Source organism: uncultured Algibacter sp., from assembly GCF_947495675.1.
Taxonomy (GTDB): Bacteria; Bacteroidota; Bacteroidia; order Flavobacteriales; family Flavobacteriaceae; genus Algibacter_B.
Genome location: NZ_CANLZX010000004.1, coordinates 132,595 through 144,520, shown reverse-complemented (window position 1 = coordinate 144,520; position 11,926 = coordinate 132,595). Strand labels below are relative to the sequence as shown.

The window sequence follows — 11,926 nt, the reverse complement described above, 5'->3', positions numbered from 1 at the left end:
TGGGCGTTACCACAAGGGTCGGGCTTTACATTACAAGTCCTCGCTCGTACCTCGCTGTGGGCTTTTCATTGCAATCCCTAACGCAGGCCTTGCATAATAGTAAAATTATAACCTAACTATTAAAAACCTAAGTAGAATAGGCTTTAAATTTATCCAACTTGTTATTAGGCACAATAACATAATCACACGCATCTAAATCAGAGTGAATTCCTATATCATGCACTTCTTCAAAACCAGTAAACAAATCCTTGTTCTTAATCACTCTAAATATCGAATAATTTAAATTAGAAAGTATCGCCAATATTTTATTTTGTCTCTCTAATCTAAAAGTATTATCATCTGTATAAACAGGCAAAATTTCGAGAAGAATAATTGGGTTACTTTTTAAAAGAAGCTCTTTAAAACTGGTTAAAACTTCTAACTCACCACCTTCAACATCTATTTTTAAAACCGCAATATTATCAAGATTAATTTCATCCATCAAATCTTCAATTTTAAAAAGAGGAATATATTCTTGTCTTTTAATAACATGGTCCTTTCTAAAATTGGCAATCATAGATGCAGAACTATCAGCCTTAGAGTTATCAATAAAGTTTAGCACACCAATTTCTGTTTTATCAGATATGCCTACAGGAACAATAGTTGTTTTTTTAAATTGATTACGTGTAATTAATGTATTTACATAATTAACACAAAACGGATTAGGCTCAAAACCTATATAATCCACTTCAATAGAAACGCTTTTTAATTTTAGTAAAGTTTGTCCAGTATTTACACCAACATCAACAAAACTTCCATTATCAATTGGTAATATTATTTTTAAAACATCAAGCATCCAAGGCTCAGAAGTAGATAAATTAGAATAGCCAATATTATCACTAACAGGAATAACAAACTTTTGGCCACCAAATTTTCTAGTAATGCTAAAATTAAAAAATTTAAAAGCATTTAATTTTTTTAAAACTTTAATTAGGAAATTATTCATTATAATTTAAATATTACTTCTTGTAATATCTTGCATATCCTCTATAAGCAAAGACACCTAATATAGCCACTAAACCACAAGCAATACTAATAAACTTAACACTTACAATTTGGTCGCCACTAGCATAGCTATGTAAACCCGCTAAGTAGAAGTTAACACCAAAATACGTCATTAAAATACTAGCAAAAGCGACAATAGACAAAAGGTTAAAAAACCAACGCCCACGCAAACCTGGAACCAATCGCATGTGTATTACAAAAGCATAAACCATAATACTAATAAGTGCCCAAGTTTCTTTAGGGTCCCATCCCCAATAACGCCCCCAACTTTCATTAGCCCACATACCTCCTAAAAAGTTACCAATGGTAAGCATAACTAAACCAACCGTTAACGCCATTTCGTTAATTGTAGTAAGTTCCTTAATATTTAAATCCATTTTAGCCTTATTAGCTTTGGTAGTAAAAATCATGAGTAATAATGATACAACACCTAAAATCATTCCCAAGGTAAACGGTCCATAACTTGCCACAATAACAGCCACATGAATCATTAACCAATAACTATTTAAAACTGGTTGTAGGTTTGCAATAGCAGGATCCATCCAGTTCCAATGTGCAATCATTAAAATCATAGAAGTAACAAAAGCTGTTGATGCTATGGTTAAATCACTTTTTCTTCCAAAGGCTAAACCAAAAAACATAGTAGCCCAAGCAACATAAATCATAGACTCGTAAGCATCACTCCAAGGTGCATGGCCCGAAATATACCAACGTGCAATTAAACCAGCTGTATGTAATAGAAACAAACCAAGAATAACAAACTTTAATACAGTAACAGAAACATTAACAAACTTATGTTTATCATTAAATATTTGTACAATTAATAAAACAAACAACAAGGTACCAGCATACATATACCAGCTAAACAATTTCTTAAAAATATCATATTTATTGTAAATAATCTCTGTTTTCACTTTGTCATCACTAAGCATAACGGCACCACCATAACGGTGCTGTGTTTTTTTGAAAGCTTCTAATAACTTTTCTGTCTCAGTAAAATCACCTGTTTGTTTTGCTTTATTTAGTGTAAACAAATAGGCTCTAAACCCGTTATTTACAAAATTGGCATATAACGAATCCTTTATTAAAGTTCTATCTCGTTTATAATCAAAATTTGATATCCATTTGTTATTATCATCATCAGGAATTGGAAATACTTTTAAAGACATCCCTTCAATGGTGTTGTATAATAAATTAACACGTTGATCGGTTTCTTTAAATTCCTTTTGAAAACCATTAGGTATTTGTGCTTTATAAGCCTCATCAAGAAATGGTGCTAATTTATAAGCGCCTTGTTCTGAAAAGAAATCTGCAAGTGGGACATATTCAACATCTTTATTAACACCTATAAGTTTCCTAATAGAATCGCCTTTTTTAGGCCTTAAATAAATAATTGGCACATTATACCAAAGCATAGGACTTTCTTGAATAGATAAAAACACCTGATTTGCATCTATCCCTTCGTAAGTATCATCTTTACTTAATTTACGAAGCATTTCTGAAGCATAAGTATTAACGGGCATCATACGACCACTTAAATCTTGAATCACTAAATGTCCAAATTTATCGGCATGTGCTTTAGGAGCTACATTAGATTTTAAAATAGAATCTATTTGTGCTTTTGTTGGTCGCGAATGGTTGTGCCCATCACCTTCATGGTGCTCTTGAGCAAAAACATTTATTCCAAAACATAAAACTAAAACAGTAAGCAACTTTGCTTTTTTAGCTTTTACTTTTTCTAAATAACGCTTTAAATCGCCAAAACGAGAATGTTTAGAAAACAGAATAGCCATTAAACCAAAGTACAGCATAAAATACCCTATGTAAGTAATTAGTGTACCCCAAAAATCATGATTAACAGATAAAATGGTGCCCTTTTCATCTGGATCAAATCCCGATTGAAAAAACCTGTATCCGTCATGATCTAAAATGTTATTCATAAAAATTTTATAATCATAATCTTCAGATCGTTCATCTATAACAGTCACCTCACTTGAATAAGCAGAATAGCCACGCTCTGTTCCTGGGTAGCGTTCTGCTTCAAAATCATTTAACTTTAATGAAAATGGTAACTCTAAAACTTTAGAACCATACTTTAAAGCAAAGTCTAAACCACCAACTTTTATTTGTTTATAATTACTATTAGTTCCTTTGCCTCCTAATAGCCCTACACGTTTGGTTTCGCCGTTAGTTGTTACACTTAAAACAACACCATCTTCATCATTTTTTAATTTCTGTGATTTTTCAACCAAATCAAAAACACCTTTTACAACTGGGTTAGGAAAAACCATTTGCATGTTACCTATTTTATAAAGAGAACGCAATACTAAAGGTTGTAAACTATCTTTAACTAACTTGCCTTGGGCTCTAGTAGCCATAGTCATGTAATCACCTTCAAAAGGAGAATTAATAGTAAGCGAATCGCCTTGAAACGTAATGTTAATGGCACCTTTTGTTGGCTTATTTAGTGCTATTAACACATTATGTACGTTTGCTATTTCGCCAACTTTTAAAAAGTGATTATGCCTGCCTCCATCTCCAGCTTCAACCATTTTTAAATAAGATTCCCCATTATCATCAGGAATAATGTCTTCTTCTGCACTAACTATAAATTTTTCAAGCTTCATAGTTACTGGCTGTTGTCCATATTCTGTATTAATTGTAAAATTATTTTCTAAACGTCCAGAAAAATCAACTTCGCTTTCTATAAAACGCTGTTGTACTTGACCATTAATTTTATAATCGCCATCTATATAACTTGTAATGTATGTTTTTTGTGAAAGAAATGAATTTTCGGTTGCCCCTTCTCTTATAGCCATCATGCCCTCAAAACTAGCATAACGCGTTATAAATGCCCCAAGTAAAATAAAAATGAAAGCTAAGTGCAAAATAAAAGTTGCCCATTTTTCTTTTTTATATAATCTGAATCTAAAAACATTTCCTGCGAAATTGATAATAAAAAAGACCATAATAGCTTCAAACCACCAAGCATTATAAATTAAATTTCTGGTGTATGGAGTTGGCGATGTCTCTTGGCCTGCATCTAAAATAGTTCCTGTAGCCATAGCTACAGCGAAAACAATAAATAAAATAGCAGTTAGTCTAGTCGAAAAGAAAATATTAGCGAGCTTTTTTTGCATAATCAGAACCCTTTTTTAAGGTTGTGCAAATTTAAGGATTAATGTTTATTTGAAAGTGTTAAAGTGTTGTAAAAGTTAGAAGCCTAATATTGAAAGCAAGTTGTTTTAAGTTTAACTGTATCAGGCTATCAAAAAATAAAAAATAACTTTAAAAATTAAGAATTCCTAGCTTCAAATATATTGAGATATAAAAATGTCCCCATTTTTCTTGCACGTCGTTTAGCGTTTTCGGCAATTTCGCCTTCAAATAGCTCTTCAATTGTTTCAAACCAGAGATTTAACCATAATCCAAAATGCAATTCTGTAATACTATTATTGTTTTCTTTATCAACTTTAATATGAGCTTCTAATGGATCTCCTTGATACTTGTGTTCTAATTTACGTGTCATGAACAAGCTGGTTTCCCAAAAAGTAGTTAATCTATCAATATGTGCATCCCAATCTTTAATTAAATTGTTAAAAAAAGGCCCTAAAACTGAATCTTCTCTAACTTTTTTATAAAATGAAGACACAAGTAAATACACATCCTCTCTAGTTTTAATATCTTTTTTATTCATGCTTACAAAGATAAAGTATTAGGTTTTTAAATAGGCTTTTATTACCTATTTTAGCAGCATGATTTCAGTTGTAATTTTAGGTGCTGGTAATGTTGGCACACATCTATTTAAAGGGTTTAAAAAAACAGATGAAGTTTCTGTTATTCAATGGTATAACAGAAGTTTATCGACTATTCAGCCTTATGACCACTTAGTTGATATTACAGATAATTTAAACACTTTAAAAGAAGCAGACGTTTATATTATTGCCGTTAGCGATGATATTATTTCCAATTTATCAAGTAAACTTCCTTTTGAAAACCGGTTAGTAGTACATACATCTGGTAGCGCTAGTGTTTACGATTTAGATATGAAACTAAAACGCGGTGTATTGTACCCTTTACAAAGCTTTAGTAAGCATGCTGAAATAGATTTTGCCAATGTGCCCATTTGTATTGAAACGATAGACAAAAAAAGCTACCCGCTTTTAAAAAAACTTGCCGTTAGCTTAGGCAGTCCTACTAAGCGCATTAATAGCGACCAAAGACGTGTTTTACATCTTGCAGCAGTTTTTGTAAACAATTTCACGAATCAATTATATAGAATTGGACATGAAATAACCGAAAGCGAAGGAGCCGAATTTGATTTATTAAAGCCGCTTATTCAAGAAACTGCAAACAAAATTCAAGATATGTCGCCGTTTAAAGCTCAAACCGGACCTGCCAAACGTAACGACAAAAAGACTATAAAAAAACATTTAAAAACATTACAGAGCGATCATCATAAAGCTATTTATGAGTTGCTTACTGAATCTATTAAACGCACACATGGAAGAAAAAAGCTATAAGGAGTATTTAGAACATATTACCACATTTATTTTTGATGTTGATGGTGTATTAACAGATGGCTCTGTTACAGTAACCACAACTGGCGAAATGCTACGAACTATGAATATTAAAGATGGTTATGCTTTAAAAACAGCTATTGATAAAGGCTATAATGTTTGTATTATATCTGGTGGATCAAATGAAGGAGTTCGAATTAGATTGACTGGTTTAGGCATTACCGATATTTATTTAGGTGCTCATAATAAAATAGAACAGCTAAATGATTATTTTAACAAAAAGAATATTAAGTCTGAGAATGTGTTATATATGGGTGATGATATTCCTGACTTCCCTGTTATGAAAATTATAGGTTTACCATGTTGCCCACAAGATGCAGTTCCAGAAATTAAAGGCATATCAAAATACATTTCTCATAAAAAAGGTGGCAAAGGTGCTGTTCGCGATGTTATTGAACAAGTATTAAAAATTCAAGGCAATTGGAATGGCAATTTTGGAGCTAAATATGATTAACACAAAAAATTAAAACTTTTAAACACTAATTCTTAATATTATTTTTTGAGCTTTCTAAACCTTATTCGTTGGAAAAATTTATTGATGATTGCACTTATGCAATTACTTATTAAATATGCTCTTTTAGAACCATTTGGAGTACAAATAACGTTAGATGGTATAGGAATTACTATTTTAATTTTAGCTACTATTTGTATTGCTGCTGCAGGAAATATAATTAACGATATTTACGATGTTGAAACCGATTTAGTCAACAAACCCCATAAAGTTATTATTAATAAATCTATTTCAGAGAAAACTGCTTATAACCTTTTTATCATATTTAATTTTATTGGAGTTGGCTTAGGGTTTTACTTATCACACAGTATTGGTAAAGCGCCTTTCTTTTCTTTATTTGTTATCATATCTGTATTGCTATACCTATACGCCACGTATTTAAAGCAAAGTCTCTTAATTGGTAATATTACCATTTCATTACTTGTTAGTATGAGTTTAATTATTGTTGGCATATTCGAATTAATTCCTGCAATGACAACTTCAAATAAAGAAACGCAAACCTTGTTTTTTAAAGTTATTTTAGATTACTCAATATTTGCTTTCTCAATAAATTTATTAAGAGAAATAGCAAAAGATATTGAAGATATTGATGGCGATTATAAATCTGGAATGAACACTTTACCCATAGCTATTGGTAGAGAACGTGCTAAAAACGCTTTAACTGGTTTAAGTTTTTTTCCGTTAATAGGAGTTATTTTTTATGTTGTTTTAGATTTATACAAACAACCTATAGTGGTAGGCTATTTTTTACTGTTTATTGTAGGACCTCTTATCTATACAAGTATTAAAACTTATAGTGCTTCAACAAAAAAAGAGATGCATCACATTAGTAATATGTACAAATTGATTATGCTTTTCGGAATGCTTTCCTTACTTTTATACAAGTACGTTATTCTCTATTAATGCTAAACGAAAAACTTAAGGGTCATGATATCATTCTAGCTTCTGGATCTCCTAGAAGACAAGATTTTTTTAAAAATTTAGGGCTCGATTTTGAAATTCGATTAAAACCCGTAGTAGAAGAGTACCCTTCTCGATTAACACATTTTGAAATTAGTAATTATTTAGCTCAATTAAAAGCACTTCCTTTTAAACAAGAGTTAAAACCTAAAGACATATTAATTACAAGCGACACAATAGTTTGGCATGATCATACTGCTTTAGGAAAACCTCGTAATAACCAGGAAGCTTTTAGTATTTTAAAGTCCTTAAGCAATCAAACACACGAGGTAATAACTTCTGTTTGTTTTACAACAACTACCTTCGAAAAAACACTTCACAATATTACCAAAGTTACTTTTAAAGCATTAACAGACCAAGAAATTTTATACTACATAAACACTTATAAACCATTTGATAAAGCTGGAGCATATGGCATTCAAGAATGGATTGGGCAAATTGGTGTTACAAAAATTGAAGGCTCTTATTTTAATGTAATGGGATTACCCGTACATCTTGTTTATAAAACGTTAAATACCATTGCAGAAACAACATAGCTTTGTAAATTTATAGTATGAAAATACTAGAAAAATTAAACAAAATTGTAAAAGCAGAAATTCTATTTTGGTCTATTTTAGGCGTATTATTATCACTTACATCTTGTAATAATATAAAAACTAACGAGATAGCTATTCATTCAAAAACAGAAACTATTGTTAATCAAAAAAACAAGAAACCTAAAATAACGCCAGAATTTAAAAAATACTGGTATGCTGGAGAAGCCGAAATTTCATCATATAAATTAGAACAAGCACGTTATGGAGAAATACGAGAAGGCACAGCTGTTTTAATATATGTAACAGAAGATTTCCTGCCTAACATACAAGTGAAAGCAGACCAACAAAATGCTAATAATATTCCAATTTTAAAACTAAACGCTACAAAAAACTTTAACACAGGGGTTTATCCGTACTCAATTATGCAAAGTACCTTTTACCCTATTTCAAATAACCAACACGCCTTAAAAGTATCTAGTTCTATACAAGAATGGTGTGGCCATGTTTACACTCAGCTTAATAATAAAGATGAATTTAAAGTTACATCGCATTCTTATTTTGAAGGCGAAGCATATGAAAGTTTTAGCTTAGAAAAAACTATTCTAGAAAACGAATTATGGACAAAACTTCGTATTAATCCAAAGTCTTTACCAACAGGGCATTTAAAAATTATCCCATCGTTTGAGTATACAAGACTTAAACACAAAACTATTAAGGCTTACCAAGCCAATGCTACGTTAACAGAAAACACCTATTCTATTAATTACCCAGAATTAGAAAGAACACTAACCATAACTTTTAACCCAAATTTTCCTCACGATATTGTTAGCTGGGAAGAAACATTTAAAAGTGGTTTTGGCAATAATGCAAAGGTTTTAACAACAAAAGCAACCAAACTAAAAACCATTAAATCTTCGTATTGGCAAAAAAAGAGCATTAAAGACGAAGTACTTAGAGAAACGCTTCAAATAAATTAGTAATACCAAAAAAGTTTTCTTTTTGAGCGTATCTTTGCCTTATATTTTAAATTAAAAAATATGTTATTTGAAAATAAAGAAACCCTTCTTTCGCGTTTTGAAAGTGAGTTAATTATATCAGCAATTGTACTGCTCTCATTATTAATAATAAGATTCATTTTACATTTCACTATTACCAAAGTTGCCAAAAAAAATGGTATAAACGATGCAAGAATCAGGTTAATACGAAGGTACATAACCGTAAATTTATTTATAATTGCATTACTTATTGAAGCTTTTGTTTTTGGTGCTCAATTTGAAGATTTAGCAGTAATTTTTTCTTCTGTATTTGCTATTATAGGTATTGCGCTTTTTGCAATTTGGTCCATTTTAAGCAATATTACTTCTGGTATTATCATGTTTTTTAACTTCCCATATAAAGTTGGTGACAAAATTGAAATTCATGATAAAGATTTCCCAATAACAGCTATTATTGAGGACATAAGGGCTTTTCAATTACATTTACGTTTAGACAATGGCGATTTGGTAACCTACCCAAACAACTTAATGCTACAAAAAGCAGTTACGCTTATTGAAAAAGACGCTATTGATGATTTCTCTTCAGAAGACGATGGGGCAGATTCTATCTAAATAATCCATATATTTAAGCTATACTTTCTAAAATGGCAAAAAACATATCTCATAGATCAAAAAAAGAATTAGGGCAAATACCTGGAAGTGTCATTTACACAGGTAAAAAACCAGAGCAAGAACTTTTTATTGAATCTTTCGATTACAATAAAGAACATTGTATTGTAAAAGAGTTAAATAGTGTTGAAGAAGGCTTTGAATATAAGCATACAGATTCTATTACATGGATAAATTTAAACGGATTAAATCATGTTAACGAAATAGAAAAACTGGGCATTCATTACGATTTACACCCACTTGTATTAGAGGATATTGTAAATATTTCTCAACGGCCTAAAATTGATGAGTACGACGATTACCTTTTTGTAGTTTTAAAAATGTTGTATTATGATGAAAATGAGAAAATTGTCACAGAACAAGTTAGTTTCGTTTTAGGTAAAAACTATGTGCTATCCTTTCAAGAATCAGAAGGCGATGTATTTGACTCTGTAAGAGACCGTATTCGTCAAGCAAAAGGGCGTGTTCGTAATATGCAGTCCGATTATTTATTATACATTTTAATAGATGCCATTGTTGACCATTATTTTAATGTTATAGAAATTTTAGGAGATAAAATTGAAGATTTTGAAACCGCAATATTTTCTGGAGAAGTGGATGACGATATTAGCCAAAAAATACAAAACTTAAAACGCGAAATTTTAAGAGTTCGTCGAGCCATATTTCCACTTCGCGAAGTTATAAATCGTATAGAAAAAAACGAAAACAAACTCATACAGAAAAAAACAATTACTTATTATAGAGATATTTACGACCATTTAATTCAGGTCTCAGAAAACATTGACATTTACCGTGAAATGATTTGGAGTTTAATGGATATGTACATGACCACCATTAGTAATAAAATGAACGAAGTTATGAAAGTACTTACCATAATGGCATCTATTTTTATTCCGCTAACTTTTATTGCTGGTATATATGGTATGAATTTCGAGTACATCCCAGAACTACAATATAAGTACTCCTATTTTATTCTTTGGGGTGTCATGATTGTTATGTTTATTGGTATGCTTATCTATTTTAAACGCAGAAAATGGCTTTAAAAGTCAATAATTAGAAGTAATTATTTAAACCTAAAGTTCTTGATAGAAAAAGTCTAAAATTTATTTTTCTGAATTATCAATAACTTTTTCAAAAAGAATACCGCCTTTAAACATAACTTTTAATACAGGCTGAATCTCTTTACCAAGTTCTGTTAAACTATATTCTACTTTTGGTGGTACTTCTGGGAAAACAGTTCTTATTATTAACCCATCAGATTCTAATTCTTTAAGTTGTTTAGATAGCATTCGTTCACTAATATCGGTTAACAATTTTACTAATTCACTATAGCGCTTATTTCCTTGAAAAAGATGTAAAATTATGGTTGCTTTTCGTTTTCCTTTAACGGTATTAATGAATGTATCTATGGGGCAATAACTTTTTTTCATTTTTTTTCTTCTCTTAAAGACTTTAAAACACTAAAAACCGAAGTAAATGTTCGTATACCAACCTTTTGTAAGGTATTGGTTTGTATAATATTTATTCTGACATTTACACAAAAGTAAGTAAAATTAGAAGATAATTATGGAACAAAATACACATACATTTAAGGCATTTAGAGTTGAAGAAAATAACGAAAATTTCATAGGTTCGGTTAAAGAAATAGAGTTTAATCCTTTAAATAAAAACGAAATTTTAATAGAAGTATACTATAGCTCATTAAATTATAAAGATGCATTATCGGCCTCTGGAAACAAAGGTGTTACTAGAAATTACCCGCATACTCCAGGGATAGATGCTGTGGGAATTGTAAAACAATCAAATAGTGATTTGGTTAAAGTTGGAGAAAAAGTAATTGTTACCAGTTATGATTTAGGTATGAATACCGATGGCGGATTTGCTGAATATATTAAAGTGCCATCTGATTGGGTAGTTAAATTACCTGAAAACTTAACAATGAAAGAGGCCATGATATTTGGAACTGCTGGATTAACAGCAGGAATGTCTGTATTAAGATTAACAGAATTAATTAAACCCGAAGATGGAAAAATAGTGGTATCTGGCGCAACAGGTGGTGTAGGCGCATTAAGTGTTTCTATATTAAGTAAATTAGGTTATCATGTAGTTGCTATAACAGGAAAAGAAACAGAAAGTGCATACTTAAAAAATCTTGGAGCCAAAGACATTATGTTTAGAAATGACATAGAAAATTTTGATAAAAAACCACTACTAAAACCCTTATTTGCAGGAGCAATTGATACTGTTGGAGGTGTTATTCTCGAAAACATTATAAAATCCACCAATGCAACAGGTGTAATAACTTGTTGTGGTAATGTTGCATCGCCCAAACTAGACTTAACAGTATTCCCATTTATTTTAAGAGGTATTACACTTATTGGAATTGATTCTCAAAACTACCCAATGGCATATAGAACAAAAGTGTGGGATAAATTAGCTAACAATTGGAAACCAAAACAATTGAACAACACTTGCCACGAAATAAAGCTTGAAGATGTTAAGCAAAAAATTGAGTTAATGCTAAAAGGACAATTAAAAGGAAGAACTATTATAAAAATAACCTAATTAATTGATGATTATAGTTATAGCAAAAACACTTGACTTTGTAAAAAAAAAATTCAACTAACTTCG

General features: G+C 30.7%; 12 protein-coding genes. 8 read left to right on the top strand and 4 right to left on the bottom strand.

Annotation, left to right across the window (positions count from 1 at the left end):
* Window positions 1-127: 127 nt before the first annotated feature.
* The 3 genes from Q0842_RS04445 to Q0842_RS04435 form a co-directional block, all read right to left on the bottom strand.
* Entirely contained in the window at window positions 128-985 is an 858-nt protein-coding gene (locus tag Q0842_RS04445; protein ID WP_298494757.1) for an FkbM family methyltransferase, read from the bottom strand.
* Between the two features lie 13 nt (window positions 986-998).
* On the bottom strand, window positions 999-4,184 hold the full coding sequence (ccsA, locus tag Q0842_RS04440) for a cytochrome c biogenesis protein CcsA (protein ID WP_298494755.1): 3,186 nt from the start codon (window positions 4,182-4,184) through the stop codon (window positions 999-1,001).
* Window positions 4,185-4,339: 155 nt separating this feature from the next.
* On the bottom strand, window positions 4,340-4,741 hold the full coding sequence (locus tag Q0842_RS04435; RefSeq protein WP_298494753.1) for a group III truncated hemoglobin: 402 nt from the start codon (window positions 4,739-4,741) through the stop codon (window positions 4,340-4,342).
* Window positions 4,742-4,799: 58 nt separating this feature from the next.
* Between Q0842_RS04435 and Q0842_RS04430 the strand changes: the two genes are divergently transcribed.
* From Q0842_RS04430 to corA, 7 genes are read left to right on the top strand one after another with little or no spacing between them, the layout of a single operon-like run.
* Window positions 4,800-5,567, top strand: coding sequence for a Rossmann-like and DUF2520 domain-containing protein (locus Q0842_RS04430; RefSeq protein ID WP_298494751.1), 768 nt, complete (start codon window positions 4,800-4,802; stop codon window positions 5,565-5,567).
* Window positions 5,548-6,078, top strand: a complete 531-nt coding sequence (locus Q0842_RS04425; protein WP_298494749.1) for an HAD family hydrolase — start codon at window positions 5,548-5,550, stop codon at window positions 6,076-6,078. The genes Q0842_RS04430 and Q0842_RS04425 overlap by 20 nt, the downstream gene beginning before the upstream one ends.
* 45 nt (window positions 6,079-6,123) lie before the next feature.
* Window positions 6,124-7,038 (top strand): geranylgeranylglycerol-phosphate geranylgeranyltransferase, encoded by a 915-nt coding sequence (locus Q0842_RS04420; protein WP_298494747.1) that lies wholly within the window; start codon window positions 6,124-6,126, stop codon window positions 7,036-7,038.
* Window positions 7,038-7,631: a Maf-like protein gene (locus tag Q0842_RS04415; protein ID WP_298494745.1), complete on the top strand. Its 594-nt coding sequence runs from the start codon at window positions 7,038-7,040 to the stop codon at window positions 7,629-7,631. Before Q0842_RS04420 ends, Q0842_RS04415 begins: the two co-directional genes overlap by 1 nt.
* 17 nt (window positions 7,632-7,648) lie before the next feature.
* The gene (locus tag Q0842_RS04410; RefSeq protein WP_298494743.1) at window positions 7,649-8,608 is read left to right on the top strand and encodes a septum formation inhibitor Maf; all 960 of its coding nucleotides are present in this window, start codon (window positions 7,649-7,651) and stop codon (window positions 8,606-8,608) included.
* Window positions 8,609-8,668: 60 nt separating this feature from the next.
* Window positions 8,669-9,238 (top strand): mechanosensitive ion channel domain-containing protein, encoded by a 570-nt coding sequence (locus Q0842_RS04405; RefSeq protein ID WP_298494741.1) that lies wholly within the window; start codon window positions 8,669-8,671, stop codon window positions 9,236-9,238.
* 32 nt (window positions 9,239-9,270) lie between these two features.
* The gene (corA, locus tag Q0842_RS04400) at window positions 9,271-10,338 is read left to right on the top strand and encodes a magnesium/cobalt transporter CorA (RefSeq protein WP_298494740.1); all 1,068 of its coding nucleotides are present in this window, start codon (window positions 9,271-9,273) and stop codon (window positions 10,336-10,338) included.
* Window positions 10,339-10,398: 60 nt separating this feature from the next.
* Here the strand turns inward: corA and Q0842_RS04395 are convergent, their stop codons facing one another.
* Window positions 10,399-10,725, bottom strand: a complete 327-nt coding sequence (locus tag Q0842_RS04395) for a helix-turn-helix domain-containing protein (protein ID WP_298494738.1) — start codon at window positions 10,723-10,725, stop codon at window positions 10,399-10,401.
* A gap of 136 nt (window positions 10,726-10,861) precedes the next feature.
* On the opposite strand from Q0842_RS04395, the gene Q0842_RS04390 reads away from it, so the two are divergent.
* Window positions 10,862-11,860, top strand: coding sequence for a YhdH/YhfP family quinone oxidoreductase (locus Q0842_RS04390; RefSeq protein ID WP_298494735.1), 999 nt, complete (start codon window positions 10,862-10,864; stop codon window positions 11,858-11,860).
* The last annotated feature ends 66 nt before the right edge of the window (window positions 11,861-11,926 follow it).